Raw genomic sequence first — 21894 nt, forward strand, 5'->3', positions numbered from 1 at the left:
AGAAAGTGAGTTTTTTTATGAATACTATACCAAATTTGTTACTACCTTATTCCCTTCATCACGAGAGTAAAAATGCTGTTTGGCAATTAAGTACATTATTTTTAGAACATATACCGTTTCATCATGAACGATTAATTTTTTGCTGTATTGGCAGTGACCGATGTACAGGTGATACACTTGGACCGTTAACGGGTAGCTTTTTAAACAAATCGGTTAGCTTTCCCTATGAAATTGTAGGTTCTTTAGAAGATCCTTTACATGCTCTAAATCTAGATTCTACTATGCAACAGCTACACAATCATACTACAAAACCATTTATTATTGCGATTGATGCCTGTCTTGGCAGTGAACAAAATGTTGGTCATATTTCCGTCCAAAGCGGTCCTATTTTTCCTGGGAAGGCTGTAAAAAAAGAATTACCCCCAATCGGAGACATTTCCATTAAAGGAATCGTCAATATTGGAGGTTTTATGGAAATGCTTGTTTTACAAAATACAAGACTTCATATTTCTTATGCCATGGCTGAAAAGCTTTCAAGAGCGTTATTACTAGCTGCCCATCGTTATTCATTGAAAAGTGTAGAAGAAAGCAACCATAATGCCAACAACGACGATACCTGGCAGCAAGTTAGCAGCCTTGATCTTAGTTAAACCGGCTATATTTAACCCTATAGCCATAATCATTACGCCGCCAACTGCTGTCATTTCTGTAATATACATTTGTAGAGCAGCATCAGGTATAAAAGAACTAATGGCGCCTGCAAAAAGTGCTATTAACCCTTGATAAATAAAAACTGGTATTGCGGATAGCAATACACCTATCCCTAATGTGGATGCTAGAATAATGGATGTAAAACCATCTATTAATCCTTTTGTAATCAATACATTATGATCATTACGAAGACCACTATCAAGTGCACCAATAACAGCCATTGAGCCAACGACAAAGATTAATGAGGCTGTGACAAAACCTTCTGCTATGCTTATTTGATTTTGATCATTCCGTTTTGTACGAAATAATGACTCCACCCATTTGCCAAGACGATTCATTTGCTTATCTAAATCTAACCACTCACCTATTACAGTACCTACCACTAAACTTACTATTAAGATAATAAAATTATCACTTTCAAAGCCCATTTTTATCCCTAATAATGTGACTGCTAAACCAATAATGGATAGAACAGTAGATTTCATAGATTCAGGAATATTTTTAAAAATGCGCCCCACTAATGCACCCGCTATAATTAGCACAGCATTAATCAATGCCCCTAGTATTACCACCCTTTTGCCTTCCTTCTCTCTAAAAAATAGAGAGCGCCTATTTGCTTGGCGCTCTGATTAAATTATAGAAATATTATTTATTCTTCTTGTAAATTTAGGATTTCTAAAATGCGCTCTAAATCATCTTCAGAGTAAAATTCTATTTCGATTTTCCCTTTATTGTTGTTTTTTCTAATTTGAACATTTGTTCCAAAATAATCTCGTAATTGGGATTCTTTAGCCGCTACAAATATATCTTTTTTCTTTGGCGGAATTGTTTCACGTGAAACTTCTTCATTTAGGTTTTGTACTAACATTTCAACTTGCCGAACATTTAAACCTTGATTCATTACCCTCATTGCTACTTCAGATATTCGTCTTTTATTTTTTAAGCCAAGTAATGCGCGCCCTTGTCCCATCGATAGTGTGCCGTCATTCATAAATTTCCGGACATCTTCTGGCAAAGCAAGGAGGCGAACATGGTTAGCAATATGTGGTCTACTTTTTCCTAAACGCTTTGATAGCTCTTCCTGTGTTAGATGCAAATTTTCCATTAAGCTTTGATAGGCTTCTGCTTCCTCAATGACTGTTAAATCTTCACGTTGGAGGTTTTCTAAAATAGCGAGCTCCATCATTTGTGCATCTGATAGTTCTTTAACAATGACAGGAATAACTTCTAAACCAGCTAATAGACATGCTCTATAACGGCGTTCCCCTGCAACAATTTCAAATTTTCGCCCTTTTTTACGGACTGCAATTGGTTGCAAAATACCATGTTCATTTATAGAATCTGCTAATTCTTGTAAAGCTTCTTCATCAAAAATTTTACGAGGCTGAAATGGGTTCGCAACAATTAAATCTAATTGGATTTCTTCCACTTGCCCACTTTGCTCTAAAGACTCTCCTGGAAATAGTGCACCAATGCCCTTTCCTAAACCTTTAGCCATTTTTAATCACTTCCCTCGCCATCTCCAAATAAACTTCTGCACCTCTAGACTTTGCGTCATAAGTGATGATTGGTTGCCCATGACTAGGTGCCTCACTTAAACGCACATTACGAGGAATTATCGTTTTATATACTTTATCTTGGAAATATTTTTTTACTTCATCAATAACTTGTAAACCTAGGTTTGTTCGGGCATCTAACATTGTTAGTAAAACACCATCAATATACAACTGTTGGTTCAAATGTTTTTGAACCAGACGAACGGTAGATAACAATTGACTTAGACCTTCCAATGCATAATATTCGCATTGTACAGGGATAATCAATGCATCCGAAGCTGTTAAAGCATTGATTGTTAAAAGCCCTAAAGATGGTGGACAGTCAATAATTATATAATCAAAATCTTCTTTTACATTTTGTAATGCATGTTTCAGACGCACTTCCCTTGAAATAGTTGAAACCAATTCAATTTCAGCGCCTGCAAGTGAAATTGTGGCTGGCACAATCGATAAATTTTCTACATTTGTTTTTTGAATGACATTTTCAACATCTTCATCATCAATAAGCACATCATAAATACAACTTTGTATGTCTCCTTTATTAATACCGAGGCCACTTGTTGTGTTCCCCTGCGGATCGGTATCAATTAGTAGCACTTTCTTACCTAAATAGGCTAGGCAAGCGCTCAAATTGACTGAAGTTGTTGTTTTTCCTACGCCACCCTTTTGATTGGCGATTGCTATAATTCTACCCATTTAAAAGCACCTGCTTTCATCTATCAAAGTCTTACTTTGACAAATCATTTGTAAAATCACTTTGTTTAACCCGCTATCTAACTTTCATTCTATCAAAAAAACAGTAAGGAGTTGTATAAAATATTAAGAATATATACAAAAAAGGAGACATCTCTTTTGACTTTCTAAGATGTCTCCTCTTTACAGCGAAGGATAAGTCAATAAATTATTATTCCTAAATAATTTATTGCAGCTTTTTCTTTTTAGGTATCTTCACTGTAATTTGATAATATTCTTCTGTATCTTCTTCTTCCGTTTTCACCGTAATACCACTTTTCGTTACCATCGTTAATGATTGTTTAATGGTATTTAAGGCTATACGTACATCTTTACTAATGGCCTTACGCTTCGGCTTTGCTTTCTTTGGTACCGATTCTTCTTGCTCGTCAGTTACTGGATGTAAGATTGCCTGAATTTGTTCCTCTAGTTGACGAACATTCCAATCATTATCAACCGTTTGCTGTAAAATCTCTAGTTGTAATGGTTGATCTTTAATAGCAATTAATGCACGTGCATGTCGTTCAGAGATCTTGCGCTTTAAAATGGCTTGTTGCACTTCATCTGGAAGCCTTAATAATCGTAATTTATTGGCTACAGTGGATTGTCCTTTTCCAAGTCTTTGGGCAAGAGCTTCCTGTGTTAGTTCGTGAAGCTCTAGTAATTTTTGATAGGCTACCGCTTCTTCAATTGCAGTTAATTCCTCACGCTGTAAGTTCTCTATTAACGCAATAGAAGCTGTCTCCTTATCCGTTAAATTACGTACAATAGCAGGGACCTCTGTCCATTGTAGCTTTTTCATTGCTCGATAACGACGCTCACCAGCAATGATTTCATATTGATTTTCTGATGTTTTACGTACAACAATTGGCTGAATCACACCATGCGTATGAATGGTTCTGGATAATTCTTCAATTTTTTCATCATCAAAAATAGTACGTGGCTGAAAACGGTTAGGTACAATTTGATCAATAGGCAATTTTATGACTTCTTCTGCTGCATGAACCGTCTCTGCTTGTTCTACTTCATTTTTCACAATAGGCTCTGTTTTACTTCCGCCTCCAAAAAAACGTGAAAAAGGACTTTTCATCCAAGTGGCACCACCTTTAAGTAACTATCTTGCTCTGTCTCATTCTATTATTATTTATTATATTTCTTAAAATGTATATAGTTCATAGATGACTTTTGCGTGAACCATCCATAACTAGTATGTATGCTCAAAATAGAAAAAATATATTCTACTTTGAGAAGTTTCACATGAAACACTAATTATTGAATTGGTGTTTTATTCGGTACACCTGGCTTACGCGGGTATTTTTTCGGTGTTCCTTTTATTTTATCAAATATATATAAAATGCGGTCACTTTCTTCAACGGGTAACTTGAAAGAATATTCTTCTTTTAGTTTCACACCTAATGTTGTTAATGCTTTTTTAGCATCTTTTAATTCTTCTGCGCCTGCCGCTGCTTTTAAGGCAACAAAATATCCATCTTGTTTTGCTAATGGTACACATAACTCTGATAAAACAGATAAACGAGCTACTGCACGTGCTGTCACCACATCATATTGCTCACGATATTTTAAATTTTGACCAAACTCTTCTGCTCGAGCATGCACAAAATTCATATTCTCTAATTGTAACTCATCACTTAAATTATTTAAAAATGTAATTCTTTTATTTAAGGAGTCGACAATTGTGACTTGTAAATGTGGGAAACAGATTTTTATTGGGATACTAGGGAAACCAGCACCTGCTCCTACATCACAAACAGTTATAACTTTTGAAAAATCAAAATAAAATGAGGCACTGATTGAATCATAGAAATGCTTTAAATAAACACCTTCTAAATCTGTAATAGCAGTTAGGTTCATCTTTTCATTCCACTCAACAAGTAATTCAAAGTATTTTTTAAATTGTGCAATTTGCGTTTCAGAAAGTTCAATGCCCTTTTTTTTAAGTGCCTCAATAAATTGTTGTTCGTTCATGTAAAGTCTCCTTTATTGATCTAGCCATACCAGTACATCTTAATAATAGTATAGCTTTAAAAATAGGAAGCGGGCACAATGGTATGCCCGCCCCTTATTCACTTTACTGTTCTTATTAGCCGCTTACTTTCGCAATTTTACCTTGTTCAATGTAAACAAGTAGAATGGAAATATCGGCTGGATTAACACCAGAAATACGAGAAGCTTGAGCAATGGAAAGCGGAGTAACTTGTTTTAATTTTTGACGTGCCTCAGTGGCTAAACCAGAAATAGCATCATAGTCGATGTTTTCAGGGATTTTTTTATTTTCCATTTTATGCAGCTTCTCTACTTGTTGCAGTGCTTTTTCGATATAGCCTTCGTATTTAAGCTGAATTTCAATTTGCTCTTTCACTTCTTCTGTAAATTCGATATCTGCCGGAATTAATGAAGAAATCATCTCGTAATGCATTTCAGGGCGTTTCAATAAATCAGCACCACGTATACCATCTTTTAATTCACTACCACCAGCGGAACGAATTACAGATTGTGTGGCTTCATTTGGTTTAATGATGATCTCACGAAGACGTACAATTTCATTTTCAATCAGCGCTTTTTTCTCATTGAACATTTCATATCTTTCTTGTGAAATCATTCCTATTTTATGGGCTAGCTCTAGTAATCGTAAATCAGCATTATCATGGCGTAATAGTAGGCGATACTCTGCGCGAGACGTTAATAAACGATATGGCTCATTTGTTCCTTTTGTAACAAGGTCATCGATTAATACACCAATATAGGCATCCGAACGACTGAGGATTAATTCCTCTTTGCCAAGTACACTAGCCGCAGCATTCATTCCCGCCATTAATCCTTGTGCAGCGGCTTCTTCATAACCAGATGTACCATTAATTTGGCCAGCTGTGTATAAACCTTTAATGCGTTTTGTCTCCAATGTTGGCCACAATTGTGTTGGCACAATTGAATCATATTCAATGGCATAGCCAGCACGCATCATTTCCGCATTTTCTAAGCCCGGAATTGATTTTAATAAACGTGTTTGGACATGCTCTGGTAAACTTGTTGATAAACCTTGAACATAAACCTCGCGTGTATTACGTCCTTCTGGCTCTAAGAAAATTTGGTGCCTTGGCTTATCATTGAAGCGCACAACTTTATCCTCAATCGAAGGGCAATAGCGTGGACCTGTCCCTTTAATCATCCCAGAGTACATCGGTGAAAGATGTAAATTAGCCTCGATTATTTCATGCGTTTCAGGACTTGTATAGGTTAACCAGCAAGGTAGTTGATCCATAATGAATTCAGTTGTTTCAAAACTAAATGCACGTGGGACCTCATCCCCTGGTTGAATCTCTGTTTTATCATAATCAATTGTACGATTATTAACACGTGGTGGTGTACCTGTTTTGAATCGAACAAGGTCAAAACCAAGCTCTTTTAAATTATCAGCTAAGCGGATTGACGGTTGTTGGTTATTAGGGCCACTTGAATATTTAACATCTCCAATAATGATTTCACCACGTAGGAATGTTCCAGTTGTTATAACTACTGTTTTAGCACGATAAATTGCACCAATTTGTGTCATAACCCCTGTTACTTCTCCATCCTCAATAATAAGTTCTTCAACCATTCCTTGATGGATTGTTAAGTTTTCCGTTTCCTCTAACACACGTTTCATCTCTTGTTGATACAAAACTTTGTCAGCTTGCGCACGCAATGCACGTACTGCTGGACCTTTACCTGTATTCAACATTCGCATTTGAATATGTGTTTTATCAATAACTTTCCCCATGACGCCACCTAAAGCGTCTATTTCACGTACGACGATTCCTTTGGCAGGACCACCAATGGATGGATTACATGGCATAAATGCAATCATATCTAAGTTGATCGTTAACATCAGTGTATTAGCACCCATTTTAGCCGCAGCATGTGCAGCTTCTGAGCCTGCATGACCTGCGCCAATGACGATCACATCAAACGTGCCTGCCTCGTAATTTGTTGGCATGCTCGTATCTTCCTTTCTTTCTTAAAATTATTTTCCTAAGCAGAACTGAGAAAATAGTTGATTAATTAGGCTCTCTTGCACAGTGTCACCAATTATTTCACCAAGTATTTCCCATGTTCTTGTAACATCAATTTGTACCATATCAACCGGTACACCAGCTTGAGCAGCCGCTATTGCATCCTCAACTGTTGCCTGTGATTGATGCAATAGTGCTATATGTCTTGCATTTGAAACATATGTTAAATCCTCCGCTTCAATTTGCCCTTCAAAGAATAAAGCAGCTATCGCTTCTTCTAGCTCCGTAATACCCTCCTCCTGTAAGAGGGAAGTTGTCACAATACGACGCTTGCCTGCTAGCTCTTTGACACGCGCTAAATTAATTTTTTGCGGTAGATCTGTTTTATTGATGATAACGATGTAATCCATCGCCTCAATGGTTTCGAATAAACGCTCATCCTCTGCAGTTAACTCATCAGCATAGTTTAATACAAATAATATTAAGTCTGCTCCACGAAGAGCTTCCCTAGAACGTTCTACGCCAATTCGTTCAACGATGTCTTCCGTCTCACGAATACCTGCTGTATCCACTAAACGAAGCGGAACACCACGTACATTGACGTACTCTTCTATAATATCACGAGTGGTACCAGCAATATCTGTCACTATGGCCTTATTTTCTTGTACTAAGCTATTTAAAAGAGAAGACTTTCCAACATTCGGACGGCCTAAAATAACAGTCGATAAACCCTCTCGTAATATTTTCCCTTGAGAAGAGGTTTGTAGAAGTTTAATAATTTCATCTCGTACCCATGTACATTTTTCTACTAAAACAGGTACCGTCATCTCTTCCACATCATCATACTCTGGATAATCTATATTAACCTCTACTTGCGCTAATGTCTCTAGTAAAGCTTGGCGCAAGTCTCCAATAAGTCTCGATAATTTTCCATCCATCTGACCTAATGCAACATTCATTGCTCGATCTGTCTTGGCTCTTATCAAATCCATAACTGCTTCGGCCTGTGATAAATCAATACGTCCATTTAAAAATGCACGTTTTGTAAATTCACCTGGCTCTGCTAATCTTGCTCCATTCGTTAATGCTAGTTGCAAAACACGATTTACTGAAACCAATCCACCGTGACAATTTATTTCAACTACATCTTCGCGTGTGAAAGTTTTTGGTCCACGCATTAATGAAAGCATTACTTCCTCTACTACCTCATTTGTTTTAGGATCCACTAAATGTCCATAATGAATGGTGTGCGAATCCTTCGTCGTTAAACTTTTTCCACCTGGTGATTTGAATATTTTATCTGCAATCGCCACTGCTTCGTCCCCACTTAAACGAACGATGGCTATAGCACCTTCACCCATTGGTGTGGATATCGCAGCAATTGTATCGAACTCCATTTAATGACCTCCTCAACGTTATCCACATGTGGATAATCAAAACCGACCAATACTTACTAACACCTTAGACTAACATATTTTTGGTGAAATCTAAAGTAAGGATCATTTCCAAATGTGGATAACAGCAATTTTTTCAACATAACTTATTTTTCGACAAAAAAAGATCATTTTATCACGAAGGATAAAATGATCTTTAAAATTATATTGTCTGTATGTCTTTTAGCAATAGTTTAAATGTTTTTGACAGGCTCAATTACTAAATAACGATTTGGCTCTGAGCCTTCCGAATACGTCTCAAGATCAAAACGATTGGCTAATTGATTGTGAATTATCTTTCTTTCGTATGACGGCATTGGTTCAAATGCCACACGTTGATTTAAGCGTAATGCTTTGTCCGCCATTCGATCAGCAAGTAATTCTAAAGCTTCTTGTCGACGTTCGCGATAGTTTTCCACATCTAACTTCACCATTAAGAATTGCTTAGCACTTTTATTTAACACTAGCTGTGTTAATTGCTGTAAGGAATTTAATGTTTGACCACGCTTTCCTATAAGCAGTGCAGCTTTTTCACTTTTTAGTTGAAAGAAAACATATTTCCCTTCGCGTGTCGTAGTAATATCTAGATCATGGATATCCAATTGTTCTGCAATAGTTACTAAATATGCTTTTGCATCCTCAATTGGGTTTGCTGAGTCTTCTTCCTCATTTTGCTCGTTTACGACTTGTTGAACAGCTTCGATTTCACTTGGTGGTTCAGAAACTTGTGAACTTAATGTTTCAACATCATCTACTGCTAATTGTTCGTCTAATTGAGCCGAGATTCGCAATTCAGCTACTTCACTTTCAATTATTGGAACCTGAACTTCCTTCACTGTTACACGAATTTCCGCAGAACGTGCACCAAAACCTAAAAATCCTTTTTTACCTTCTTGTAAAACTTCAACATCTACTTGTTCGCGGGTTTTGCCAAGTTTCTGTAACGCCAATGAGATCGCTTCTTGTGTTGTTGCGCCTATTTGCGTAAGTTGTTTCACTTTTTAGCCCCTCCATTTTGAGCAGGTTGTGTTTTATCTTTTTTCCAAGGTTTATAAATATACAGGTTTTGGAAAATCGAAATAATATTCCCGATTACCCAATATAGTGGTAAGGCAGCTGGTAAGGCCATACCAAAACCAATGATCATGAATGGCATTATATACATCATAATTTTCATTTGAGGATTATCCATTGCTGGTCCTGTACGTAGTACAATAAATTGCATTAAACCAGCCGTAATTGCTAATGCAGGTGCAGGATCTGCTAACGGGAAGATAAAGAAGTTCCCTAATTCAAATGTAGATGTAGCATTCATACGACTAATTGCATGATAGAAACCAATTAAGATTGGCATTTGAATGACTACTGGTAAACACCCTGCTAGTGGGTTTACTCCTGATTCACTCATTAGCTTCATCATTTCTTGCTGATATTGCTGTTGTGTCTGAGCATCCTTAGAAGCATACTTCTTTTGCAGTTCCTTCAATTTTGGTTGAATTTCTTGCATCTTTTTAGAGCTCTTTGTTTGTTTAATCATTAATGGCAAAATTGCTAAACGAATAATAATCGTTACAGCAATGATCCCCCATGCATACGTACCAAGTAGATCAGCAAAGTATTTTATCGCTGATACCAACGGCCAAACAATGAATTCATTCCAGAAGCCAGTGCTATCTTTGGAAATTGGTTCATTGAATTCTGTACAACCAGATAGTAGTAGAGCTACTGATACTAGTGACAAAATTACCCAATGTTGTTTTTTCAACCTTCTTCCCCCTACAATTACTATTCACTTTTTCTAAATTCTATATGCATCTTCTTCATCACCGACAGTTGCCTGCCTCGAAATCTGCGACATCTAACTCTAGCTTTATCTTAATTAAATGAAGATAAAGTTATCAGTTATTTTATCATGCCTATAACGTTTCACTCTACTAAATATTCTAACTACATACACTTATTCCTAAGTTTTGTGGCGAATTTTACATATGTTTCAGTGAAATCTCACGCTGCAAATACCCCTAGGTGTATACTTCCCTAACTTTACGGTATGCAAATTCGCTCTATTTTTTATAACTAATAATAAAGGCGTACTTTTACCACTTGGTTGCATACATTACACTTTCTTCAATACCTTTGCGATTTTTAGTACATGTTGCAAACTTTGTTTCACTTCATGAAAATCCATAGTGGCCGCCGGTTGTCTGGCGATAATAACATAATCCATATTCGTCTTTAAATCATCTTTTAAATCATGAATACTATGTCGAATATAGCGTTTTATTTGGTTGCGTGTTACCGCATTCCCAAGCTTTTTACTAACCGATAAACCTACACGAAATTCAATTTGTCCCTCTTTTGCTAAAAAGTAAACAACAAACTGACGATTAGCGAAAGATTTACCTTTTTTAAACACCTTTTGAAAATCATCATTTTTCTTCACTCTTTGGCGTTTTTTCATTTCTTTCACCTGCTAATAGATAATATCTTTTGATCCTCATTTCTAGGCTTACCAAAAATAAAGAAAAAAAAGACCACTGATGTGGCTCAGTGGACTTATTTTATGCTGATAAAACTTTTCTGCCTTTACGACGACGAGCAGCAAGAACTTTGCGACCGTTTTTCGTGCTCATACGTGCGCGGAAACCGTGAACTTTGCTGTGCTTACGTTTTTTTGGTTGGTAAGTACGTTTCATTTATATAGACACCTCCTGAATGAGTTGAATTTTTCAACATACAGACTCGAATATTATATAAAGTATCTAGCTATTTTGTCAATGAATTTCATAAATTTCTTTCGACAAATCATTCTATGTATTTATTTTGCAACAAAAAAATTATCCACAGATTACTTGTTTTTTTTACACAGAGTTGTGTATAGTATTTTTTGCATTATTTTTTATCCACAACAATTATCTACAGGTTTTTCACATACCAAGTGCTTGTGGACAACTCCAAAGTGCATAACTATAAGGTGTGTGGATAAGTTTCACAAACTATTGAAATAGCTTTGTTTTTCTGATACGATTACTGTGCTTCACTTTGTTGAAAACTAAAATGAACATTTTAATTATCCACAACTGTTAATATAATGTGGATAATTTTTATCACAGCCTTTGGTTAACTTTTATCCACAACTTGTGATTATGTGGACGAGTAGTAAAATGAACGTATTTACCATTTCTATAAATGCGATTTTTTTTTTGTATTGAACACTGTAAAGGAGATTAGTAGCTTGGAACATTTAGAAGAATTATGGAATAATGTCCTGGCTCAAGTTGAACAAAAAATTTCTAAACCAAGCTTCGAAACGTGGCTAAAGTCTACAAAATTACTTTCCTACAACGGTAGTGGTTCGACTGTGACTATTGCTGCGCCAAATTCGTTTGCTCGAGATTGGCTTGAGAATCATTATATTCATTTGATTACAGGTATATTAACGGAGCTTACAGGCGAAGACTTGCTTATTAAATTTGTTGTTCAAAAAAACCAGGATTCGGACGATTTCGATTTGCCAGCGCCGATTATCCAAGCAAAAAATAACGATCACCATGATATTTCACCAGGTATGTTAAACCCGAAGTATACTTTTGATACGTTTGTTATTGGCTCTGGTAACCGCTTTGCACATGCTGCCTCTCTAGCAGTTGCTGAAGCACCTGCGAAGGCTTATAACCCATTCTTCATCTATGGGGGAGTTGGGCTTGGTAAAACGCACTTAATGCATGCAATTGGTCATTATGTATTAGAGCATAATCCTAATGCAAAAGTAGTCTATTTATCATCTGAGAAATTTACAAATGAATTTATTAACTCTATTCGTGATAACAAAGCACTTGATTTTCGCAATAAATACCGCAATGTGGATGTACTGCTAATTGATGATATTCAATTCCTTGCTGGAAAAGAATCAACTCAAGAAGAATTTTTCCACACTTTTAATACTTTACATGAAGAATCTAAACAAATTGTTATATCGAGTGATAGGCCTCCTAAAGAAATTCCAACATTAGAGGATCGGCTACGTTCACGTTTTGAATGGGGATTAATAACTGATATTGCGCCACCTGATTTGGAAACCCGTATTGCTATTCTGCGTAAAAAGGCAAAAGCAGATGGATTAGAGGTACCGAATGAAGTAATGCTCTATATTGCGAACCAGATTGACTCCAATATTAGGGAGCTTGAAGGTGCGCTTATTCGCGTCGTTGCCTATTCTTCACTCGTAAATAAAGATATTAATGCCACATTGGCTGCCGAGGCCCTTAAGGATATCATTCCAAACGCAAAGCCACGGACTGTGACAATATTAGACATTCAAAATGCAGTAGGAGAACATTTTAGTATTCGATTAGAAGATTTCACGGCAAAAAAGCGTACAAAATTAATTGCTTTTCCTCGCCAAGTTGCCATGTATTTATCACGCGAATTAACAGATTTTTCGCTGCCGAAAATAGGCGAAGAATTTGGGGGTCGTGATCATACAACGGTTATTCATGCTCACGAAAAAATATCATCTTTGTTGAAAAATGACGTCCAGCTTCAACAAGATGTTAAACAAATTCGTAGCATGCTAGGGAAGTAATCGCTGTGGACAATCCTACTATTTAAACACAAACTTATACACAGTCTATCTACATGTGGATAGACTGATTTTATTCATAAAAAGGCACTTATCCACAAATCCACAGGGCCTATTACTATATCTTTTTTATTTTATATAAATAAATAATATAAATATGTGAGGGAAAACGAATGAAATTTGATATTTTACGTGACCGTTTATTAGAGGGTTTAAATGATGTCATGAAAGCAGTAAGTTCTAAAACAACTATTCCGATTTTAACAGGGATTAAAATTGATGTAACAGACGAAGGTATTCGCTTAACAGGTAGTGATGCCGATATTACGATTCAAACATTTATTCCTGTTGAGGAAGATGGACAACAAATTATTCACATTGCAGAAACAGGATCTATTGTTGTACAAGCACGTATGTTTAATGAAATTGTACGTAAATTACCCACAAATGATGTTGAGATTCAAGTAACACCTGGTTTCCAAACTCATATTCGTTCAGGTAAATCTGAGTTCCACTTAATTGGCTCTGATGCTGCAGAATACCCACTATTACCAGAGTTAACGGAAGATCAAAAATTTACTATTCCTGCTGATCTCTTAAAAACAATTATCCGTGAAACAGTGTTTGCCGTTGCTACTTCAGAAAGTAGACCCGTGTTGACAGGTGTAAACTGGCAGATCAAAAATGAAACATTAATCTGTGTTGCAACAGATAGTCATCGATTAGCAAGACGTAAAGTGCAACTAGAGAATTTACCAGAAGTTGAACATAGCGTCGTTATCCCAGGGAAAAGTTTAAATGAATTAAATAAAGTACTAGAGGATTCTACAAACCTTGTGCAAATCGTAATTACGAGTCAGCAAGTATTGTTTAAAACAGGCGATGTATTATTCTTCTCTCGCTTACTTGAAGGTAATTACCCAGATACTTCTCGTTTAATTCCTGAAGAATATCAAACTAATTTAACGATTAACGGTAAATCTTTATTACAAGCAATAGATCGTGCCTCACTTGTAGCACGAGGTGATCGTAATAATGTTGTCCGTTTTGAAATTTTGGATCATCAAGCAGTTGAGGTTTCTTCTAATTCTCCTGAAATAGGCAAAGTTCAAGAAGAAATTCCTGTAGAATCATTAGAAGGGGAAGGCTTAAAAATTTCTTTCAGTGCAAAATACATGATGGAAGCATTGAAAGCAATCGATGGCCAGGATGTAGTGATTCAATTTACAGGCGCAATGAGACCGTTTATTTTACGTTCGGTTCATGATGATGCTATTTTACAATTAATTTTACCTGTACGAACTTACTAAGAAATTAAGAACTGTTAAGATAGTCGCTATTTGCGGCTATCTTTTTTACTTATGGCGGAATTTTAGGTATGATAGAGAGATAGACAGTCTGTATTTGGAGGGGAACACACTATGCAGGACATTAAAATCGATGAGGAGTTCATCACGTTAGGGCAGCTTTTAAAAATATCTGATGCCATTAGTTCAGGTGGAATGGCGAAGTGGTTTTTACAAGAAAATGCTGTGTATGTAAATGGAGAAGTAGATGATCGTCGAGGTCGTAAATTACGCAACGGAGACGTTGTCAATATTCCAGGTTGTGGTCGTTTTCAGATCGTAGGACCAACTGGGCAGTAAATTATGTATATTGAGCAAATAAAACTTACAAATTACCGTAACTATGATGCCTTAGCTTTGAACTTCTCTCCAAAGATTAATGTTTTCATTGGTGAAAATGCTCAAGGGAAAACAAATGTTATGGAATCTATCTACGTATTAGCGATGGCTAAATCCCACCGAACAACGAACGATAAAGAATTGATACGTTGGGATTCAGACTATGGTAAAATAGAAGGGGCCGTTCAAAAAAGACATGGTGTTTTACCAATTGAGCTTACGATTGCAAAGAAAGGTAAAAAGGGCAAGATAAATCATATAGAGCAAAGTCGTCTTAGTCATTATATTGGCCAAATGAACGTCGTTATGTTTGCACCAGAAGATTTAAACGTTGTAAAAGGTAGTCCGCAAATACGCCGGCGTTTTATTGATATGGAGATTGGGCAAATTTCGCCTGTCTATTTACATGATTTATTAACCTTTCAAAAAGTTTTAAAACAACGTAACCATTTCTTAAAGATGAACCAAGGCAAGTCCATGGCAAATGATGTGATGTATGAGGTCTACAATGAACAATATATTCATGCTGCTACCCAAATTATTCGTAAAAGATTTCAATTTATGGATTTATTACAGGAGTGGGCTGAACCCATACATGCAGGTATATCGCAAGGGAAGGAAACGCTCGTTATAAAATATCGTACGGTAGCTGGAATAGAAAAAGAACATTCTTCTAGTGAAATTGAAAATACTTTACATCAAAAATTGATTGAAGCAAGAGAACGTGAATTTGACAGAGGTGTGACATTAGTTGGTCCACACCGTGATGATTTGCAGTTTTTAGTAAATGGCTATGATGTGCAAACTTATGGCTCACAAGGACAGCAGCGTACAACTGCATTGTCTTTAAAACTTGCTGAAATTGAATTAATTAAACAAGAAACAAATGAAACACCCATACTACTTTTAGATGATGTCTTGTCGGAACTCGATGATTATCGTCAATCGCATTTATTAAATACCATTCAAGGTGAAGTCCAAACCTTTGTCACAACTACAAGTGTTGATGGAATTCATCATGAAACAATGGAGCAGGCTCAACTGTTCCACGTGAAACAAGGTGCGATTGAAAAAAGTTAGCCAGGGTAGTTTTTTAGATTACAAAAGAATGGTAATAGTCAGCTCGGTTGACTGTTCATTCATTTACACACAATGATGTTATGAAGGAGTAGATGAAAGCCGTGGCTATAGAGAACGAAGGTTTACAAAACCAAGCTTATGAGGCCGATCAGATACAGGTATTAGAAGGTTTAGAGGCAGTACGTAAAAGACCAGGGATGTACATCGGTTCAACAAGCTCAAAAGGGCTTCACCACTTAGTATGGGAAATTGTTGATAATAGTATCGATGAAGCACTTGCAGGATTTTGTACAGATATACAAATAACGATTGAAAAAGAAAACTGGATTCGCGTAGAAGATAATGGTCGTGGTATTCCAGTTAGCATTCAAGAAAAGATGGGTAAGCCAGCTGTTGAAGTTATCATGACGGTTTTACATGCTGGTGGTAAATTTGGCGGTGGAGGCTATAAAGTTTCAGGTGGTCTTCATGGAGTAGGAGCATCAGTTGTAAATGCTCTTTCTGTTGAAACAATTGTCCAAGTTCACCGTGAAGGTCATATTCACGAAATCAAATTTCAACGTGGAAAAACGATACAAGAACTAAAAGTTATTGGTGATACAGATCACAACGGAACAACAACACGTTTTAAAGCTGACCCAGAAATTTTTAAAGAAACTACTGTCTATGAGTATGATATTTTAGCCCATCGTATTCGAGAATTGGCATATTTAAATCGCGGTATCAAGATTACTATTGCTGATGAACGTGAAGGAGAGGAACGTTCAACTACATATCACTATGAAGGTGGTATTCGTTCATATGTTGAGCACCTAAATCAATCTAAAGAGCCTATTCATGATCCGATTGATGTACTTGGAGAAAAAGATGGTATCTCGGTTGAGATTGCTATGCAATATAATGCCGGATTCTCTTCTAATATTTTTTCATTTGCTAATAACATTAATACGTATGAAGGTGGTACACATGAGTCTGGTTTTAAAACAGCTCTTACACGCGTCATTAATGACTACGCACGAAAAGGTGGATTGTTGAAAGAAGCTGATGCCAATTTGACAGGTGAGGATGTACGCGAAGGCTTAACAGCTATTGTTTCTGTTAAACATCCAGATCCTCAATTTGAGGGGCAAACAAAAACAAAGCTAGGGAACTCAGAAGTAAGTCAAATTACTAACTCTTTATTCTCAGATGGCTTTGAACGTTTTATGTTGGAAAATCCAACTGTTGCTCGCAAAGTTGTCGAGAAAGGTTTAATGGCGGCTCGCGCTCGTGTCGCAGCCAAAAAGGCACGTGAATTTACTCGTCGTAAAAACGCACTTGAAGTATCAAGCTTACCAGGTAAATTAGCGGACTGTTCTTCAACTAATCCGGCTGAATGTGAAATCTATATTGTTGAGGGTGATTCTGCCGGTGGATCAGCTAAATCAGGGCGTGATCGTCACTTCCAAGCGATTTTACCTTTACGTGGGAAAATTCTCAATGTTGAAAAGGCGCGTTTAGATAAAATTTTATCGAATGCAGAAATTCGTGCCATGATTACAGCATTCGGTACTGGTATTGGGGAAGAATTTAATTTAGAGAAGGCTCGTTATCATAAAATCATTATCATGACAGATGCTGATGTTGATGGAGCACATATTCGTACTTTGCTTTTAACATTCTTCTTCCGTTTCCTTCGTCCACTTATAGAGGCAGGCTATATTTACATTGCTCAGCCACCACTTTATCAGGTGAAACAAGGTAAGCATGTAGAATATTGCTACGATGATGAAACATTAAAAGAAATTTTAGAACGACTACCAAAAATGCCAAAACCGAATGTACAACGTTATAAAGGTCTTGGTGAAATGAATGCTGAACAACTTTGGGATACTACAATGGATCCAGAGCACCGTACATTATTACAAGTAGAATTAGATGATGCAATTAAAGCTAACCAAGCATTTGAGCGTTTAATGGGCGATGAAGTTGAACCTCGTCGTCAATTCATCGAGGAAAATGCCGTTTACGCTAATTTAGATATCTAATTTTTCTTGAGAGGAGGTCTACACTTTGTCAGAACAAGAACGCTCCGGTGTTAAAGGAATTAATATTACAGAAGAGATTGAAACATCCTTTCTTGATTATGCAATGAGTGTAATTGTTTCACGTGCATTACCTGATGTACGTGATGGATTAAAACCAGTACATCGTCGTATTTTATATGGGATGCAGGAGTTAGGAAATACAGCAGATAAACCTTACAAAAAATCAGCACGTATTGTTGGGGATGTTATGGGTAAGTACCATCCACATGGCGACTCTTCCATTTATGATGCTATGGTACGTATGGCGCAAGATTTTAGCTATCGTTACATGCTTGTTGACGGTCATGGGAACTTTGGTTCTGTTGATGGTGACGGAGCTGCAGCTATGCGTTATACAGAATCACGTATGTCTAAAATTGCAATGGAAATGCTACGTGATATCAATAAAGATACAATTGACTATACAGATAACTATGATGGCTCTGAAAAAGAACCGATTGTTTTACCAAGTCGTTATCCAAACTTATTGGTAAACGGTGCTGCAGGGATTGCTGTTGGTATGGCCACAAATATTCCTCCTCACCATTTGGGAGAAACCATTGATGCAGTTATAGCACTTTCTGAAAACCCAGCTATTACAACAGAGGAATTGATGGAAATCATCCCTGGCCCAGATTTCCCTACTGGCGGATTAATTTTAGGCCGTAGTGGTATTCGTAGAGCTTATGAATCTGGTCGTGGTTCTATCATTATTCGTGCGAAGGTGGAAATTGAGCAAAAGGCAAATGGTAAGGAAACTATCCTTGTTCATGAGTTACCATACCAAGTAAATAAGGCTAAGCTGATTGAAAAAATTGCAGAGCTTGTACGTGATAAAAAAATAGATGGTATTACGAATCTACGTGATGAGTCGGACCGTCGTGGTATGCGAGTAGTTATTGAGGTACGAAAAGATGCAAATGCTAATGTAGTTTTAAACAATCTATATAAACAAACAGCTATGCAATCAAGCTTTGGTATCAATATGCTGTCATTAGTAAATGGTCAGCCAAAGGTATTAGGCTTAAAAGAAATGCTATACCATTATTTAGAGCATCAAAAAGTCATTATTCGCCGTCGTACAGAATTCGAACTTCGAAAAGCAGAAGACCGTGCTCATATTTTAGAAGGCTTGCGAATTGCATTAGATCATATTGATGAAATAATTGCGATTATTCGTGGTTCACGTAGTGGTGAAGAAGCGAAGCCTCAATTAATGGAGCGTTTTAATTTATCAGAGCGACAAGCTCAAGCAATTTTAGATATGCGTTTAGTTCGCTTAAGTGGGTTAGAGCGCGAAAAAATTGAAGCGGAATATCAAGAGCTTCAAGTTCTGATAGCTGAATTAAAGGAAATTTTAGCAGATGAAGCTAAGATTGTTGATATCATTCGTACTGAAATTTTAGAGCTGAAAGATCGCTTTAGTGATACACGCCGTACTGAAATTACATCTGGTGGTATCGAAATGATTGAGGATGAGGATTTAATTCCTGTTGAAAATTCAGTTGTTACTTTAACGCATAACGGCTATATTAAACGTTTAGCTGCGAATACATATCGTAGTCAGAAACGCGGTGGTCGCGGTGTACAAGGAATGGGTACAAACGAAGATGACTTTGTAGAGCATCTTATGAATACTTCTACACATGATACAATCCTATTCTTTACTTCCAAAGGTAAGGTATTTAGAGCAAAAGGTTACGAAATTCCAGAGTTTGGGCGTACAGCTAAAGGGCTACCGATTGTTAACTTGCTCAATATAGATAAAGGCGAGAAAGTAACAGCTATGATCCGCGTTGGATCATTTGATGAAGATGCATACTTTATCTTTACAACTAAAACGGGTGTTACCAAACGTACACCTGTATCACAATTTGCCAACATCCGAACAAATGGTTTAATAGCTATCAGTTTACGAGAAGATGATGATCTTATTTCTGTTCGTTTAACAGATGGGGATAAGCAAATTATCATTGGTACACGTGATGGTATGCTTGTTCGTTTCCAAGAAGATGATATTCGCTCCATGGGCCGTACAGCTGGTGGTGTCCGAGGAATTAAACTTCGTGACGGTGACGAAGTAGTAGGTATGGAGATTATTGAACCAGGACAAGAAATTTTAGTAGTTACTGAAAAAGGTTATGGTAAACGTACTTCTGAAGATGACTATCGTTTGCAAAGCCGTGGTGGCGTTGGATTAAAAACAATGCAAATTACTGATAAAAATGGTCCGATGGTGGCTGTGAAAACAGTTGATGGTTCTGAGGATCTTATGCTTATTACCATTAACGGTATGCTTATTCGTATGGATATTAATGATATTTCATTAATTGGGCGTAGCACGCAGGGAGTTCGTTTAATTCGCTTAGGGGATGACGAATTGGTTGCAACTGTGGCTAAAGTTGAAAAAGAAGAAGAGTCTCCGGAAGATGAAGAGGAAATAGAGGAATAATTTATACCGATGAACGACAGCATTCATGTCGTTCATCGTTTTTTTTATCATAAATAATGAAAAATAAGTAATTATTTTGAATTCCATGATAAAATGAAAGTACCTTATTTGAAGCAAGTTAAAGTGGAGAGGTGTTCATTTCATGGAAACTATACATGTTCCGATTTCAGAGTTAGGCGTTGGTAGAGTAATTTCTGAAGATATTTTTGCTAATACACAGTATCCTATCATCTTTAAAGATACAATGATTTCCTATGTGCATTTGCAAGTTTTTCAGGCGTTTAATATTTTTAATGTCCCTGTTTATAAAAATCAAAACGACAATCGTTCAGAAAAGAAAGAAATAGATGTAGAAGTTGTAATAGAGGAAATCCCGACTTTTAGAAAGGCTTATAATCATTCTATTGAACAATTTAAAAAGGAATTTAAGAATTGGGAAGCTGGTGCAAAGGTAGAGATTGCAAAAGCAAGAACAATTATATTGCCTTTAGTAGAGATGGTTCTAGAAGATCGCACTATTATTTTTGATTTAAATGAGTATTCCAATCCTAAAGATTATTTATATCACCATTGTGTAGCAACAGCCTTGATTTCCTCGGTTGTCGCTCAAAAGCTTGGTTATGATAGAGGGACTACAATACAAGTAGCAATAGGTGGGTTATTAGCTGATTGTGGAATGGCTAAAGTACATCCTCGTATTCGAGATAAAAAGACACCGCTAACTGAGCAAGAATTTGATGAAATTTATAAACATCCTATTTATAGTTACAACATGGTAAAGGATCTAACAATTTTAAAAGAAACCATGAAAGAGGCGATATTCCAACACCATGAACGGTTAAATGGTAGTGGATATCCGAAGGGCGAAAAGATTGCTAATATCTCTATTTTTGCACAAATCATTGCCGTGGCAGATGTTTTTCATGCCATGACGTGTGAACGAGTATACAGATCTAAGCAGTCTTCGTTTAAAGTTATAGAAATGATTAATGAATCTGAGTTTGGTAAGTTTGATATTAAAGTGGTACGTGCACTGATCGATATTGTTGCCGATCTTCCTATAGGTACAATCGTTGAACTTTCTAACTTAGAGCGTGGAGAAGTCATGTTTGTTAATAAGTTTGCACCAACACGTCCACTCATTAAATTAATTCATACAGGAGAAATTTTTGATTTAGGAAAAAATAGAAGTTTTTATATTTCTAGAATCATCACAAATCTGTAGAAAGGCAAGCCATTACTATGGCTGCCTTTTTTATTTTCAAATAAAGGTGGATAAATCGAAGTATATTACTATATAAAGTAATACATATTCAGTCTGCATCGCCCTCTTCTAATGTAAAAGCGAATTTAATTTAGTACTTACAATAGAGTGTTGGAATCACCAAAATATAATCTATTGAAATATTTTTTGATAGAGTGTTGACATAGTTGTAGAATCTTGATATTATTAATGAGTCGCCAAGAGGTGACGCTGAAATGAAGAACATGAACCTTGAAAACTGAACAAGCAAAACGTAATCAATATAGTTTTTAGTAACTAGCCTTGCTAGTAAACGAAACAAAATTTTGGACATCAAAATTGAT

At 36.5% G+C, this 21894-nt stretch carries 19 protein-coding genes; 8 read left to right on the top strand and 11 right to left on the bottom strand.

The window, feature by feature from the left end:
- The first annotated feature begins 17 nt into the window (after nt 1–17).
- Nucleotides 18–650: a spore protease YyaC gene (yyaC, locus tag AO843_RS06165; protein WP_054610254.1), complete on the top strand. Its 633-nt coding sequence runs from the start codon at nt 18–20 to the stop codon at nt 648–650.
- Here the strand turns inward: yyaC and AO843_RS06170 are convergent.
- From AO843_RS06170 to rpmH, 11 genes are all read right to left on the bottom strand, one after another.
- Entirely contained in the window at nt 567–1283 is a 717-nt protein-coding gene (locus AO843_RS06170; protein WP_054610255.1) for a DUF554 domain-containing protein, read from the bottom strand. The genes yyaC and AO843_RS06170 overlap by 84 nt on opposite strands.
- A gap of 77 nt (nt 1284–1360) precedes the next feature.
- A complete protein-coding gene (locus AO843_RS06175) occupies nt 1361–2209 on the bottom strand; it encodes a ParB/RepB/Spo0J family partition protein (protein WP_054610256.1) in 849 nt (282 codons plus the stop codon).
- Nucleotides 2202–2963 carry a ParA family protein gene (locus tag AO843_RS06180; protein WP_054610257.1) on the bottom strand — a complete coding sequence of 254 codons (762 nt, stop codon included), beginning with the start codon at nt 2961–2963 and terminating at the stop codon, nt 2202–2204. Before AO843_RS06180 ends, AO843_RS06175 begins: the two co-directional genes overlap by 8 nt.
- Nucleotides 2964–3186: 223 nt before the next feature.
- Nucleotides 3187–4089, bottom strand: coding sequence for a nucleoid occlusion protein (gene noc, locus AO843_RS06185; RefSeq protein WP_054610258.1), 903 nt, complete (start codon nt 4087–4089; stop codon nt 3187–3189).
- Between the two features lie 179 nt (nt 4090–4268).
- A complete protein-coding gene (gene rsmG, locus AO843_RS06190; RefSeq protein ID WP_054610259.1) occupies nt 4269–4985 on the bottom strand; it encodes a 16S rRNA (guanine(527)-N(7))-methyltransferase RsmG in 717 nt (238 codons plus the stop codon).
- A 115-nt stretch (nt 4986–5100) separates the two neighbouring features.
- Nucleotides 5101–6993 (bottom strand): tRNA uridine-5-carboxymethylaminomethyl(34) synthesis enzyme MnmG, encoded by a 1893-nt coding sequence (mnmG, locus tag AO843_RS06195; RefSeq protein ID WP_054610260.1) that lies wholly within the window; start codon nt 6991–6993, stop codon nt 5101–5103.
- Nucleotides 6994–7020: 27 nt separating this feature from the next.
- Nucleotides 7021–8406, bottom strand: coding sequence for a tRNA uridine-5-carboxymethylaminomethyl(34) synthesis GTPase MnmE (gene mnmE, locus AO843_RS06200; protein ID WP_054610261.1), 1386 nt, complete (start codon nt 8404–8406; stop codon nt 7021–7023).
- Between the two features lie 230 nt (nt 8407–8636).
- Nucleotides 8637–9440 carry an RNA-binding cell elongation regulator Jag/EloR gene (gene jag, locus AO843_RS06205; RefSeq protein ID WP_054610262.1) on the bottom strand — a complete coding sequence of 268 codons (804 nt, stop codon included), beginning with the start codon at nt 9438–9440 and terminating at the stop codon, nt 8637–8639.
- A complete protein-coding gene (yidC, locus tag AO843_RS06210) occupies nt 9437–10207 on the bottom strand; it encodes a membrane protein insertase YidC (RefSeq protein WP_054610263.1) in 771 nt (256 codons plus the stop codon). Before yidC ends, jag begins: the two co-directional genes overlap by 4 nt.
- A gap of 351 nt (nt 10208–10558) precedes the next feature.
- Nucleotides 10559–10903 (bottom strand): ribonuclease P protein component, encoded by a 345-nt coding sequence (gene rnpA, locus AO843_RS06215; RefSeq protein ID WP_054610264.1) that lies wholly within the window; start codon nt 10901–10903, stop codon nt 10559–10561.
- 100 nt (nt 10904–11003) lie between these two features.
- Nucleotides 11004–11138, bottom strand: a complete 135-nt coding sequence (gene rpmH / locus AO843_RS06220; RefSeq protein WP_004233310.1) for a 50S ribosomal protein L34 — start codon at nt 11136–11138, stop codon at nt 11004–11006.
- A gap of 539 nt (nt 11139–11677) precedes the next feature.
- Between rpmH and dnaA the strand changes: the two genes are divergently transcribed.
- From dnaA to AO843_RS06255, 7 genes are all read left to right on the top strand, one after another.
- Nucleotides 11678–13027 (top strand): chromosomal replication initiator protein DnaA, encoded by a 1350-nt coding sequence (dnaA, locus tag AO843_RS06225; RefSeq protein ID WP_054610265.1) that lies wholly within the window; start codon nt 11678–11680, stop codon nt 13025–13027.
- A 170-nt stretch (nt 13028–13197) separates the two neighbouring features.
- On the top strand, nt 13198–14334 hold the full coding sequence (gene dnaN / locus AO843_RS06230) for a DNA polymerase III subunit beta (protein ID WP_054610266.1): 1137 nt from the start codon (nt 13198–13200) through the stop codon (nt 14332–14334).
- A gap of 111 nt (nt 14335–14445) precedes the next feature.
- Nucleotides 14446–14670, top strand: coding sequence for a S4 domain-containing protein YaaA (gene yaaA, locus AO843_RS06235; RefSeq protein WP_012291830.1), 225 nt, complete (start codon nt 14446–14448; stop codon nt 14668–14670).
- Nucleotides 14671–14673: 3 nt separating this feature from the next.
- A complete protein-coding gene (recF, locus tag AO843_RS06240; RefSeq protein WP_054610267.1) occupies nt 14674–15789 on the top strand; it encodes a DNA replication/repair protein RecF in 1116 nt (371 codons plus the stop codon).
- A 92-nt stretch (nt 15790–15881) separates the two neighbouring features.
- On the top strand, nt 15882–17816 hold the full coding sequence (gene gyrB, locus AO843_RS06245; RefSeq protein ID WP_054610268.1) for a DNA topoisomerase (ATP-hydrolyzing) subunit B: 1935 nt from the start codon (nt 15882–15884) through the stop codon (nt 17814–17816).
- 25 nt (nt 17817–17841) lie between these two features.
- Nucleotides 17842–20307: a DNA gyrase subunit A gene (gyrA, locus tag AO843_RS06250; protein WP_054610269.1), complete on the top strand. Its 2466-nt coding sequence runs from the start codon at nt 17842–17844 to the stop codon at nt 20305–20307.
- 142 nt (nt 20308–20449) lie between these two features.
- A complete protein-coding gene (locus tag AO843_RS06255; protein WP_054610270.1) occupies nt 20450–21532 on the top strand; it encodes an HD-GYP domain-containing protein in 1083 nt (360 codons plus the stop codon).
- Nucleotides 21533–21894 lie beyond the last annotated feature (362 nt).

The organism is Lysinibacillus sp. ZYM-1, from assembly GCF_001308875.1.
Taxonomy (GTDB): Bacteria; Bacillota; Bacilli; order Bacillales_A; family Planococcaceae; genus Lysinibacillus.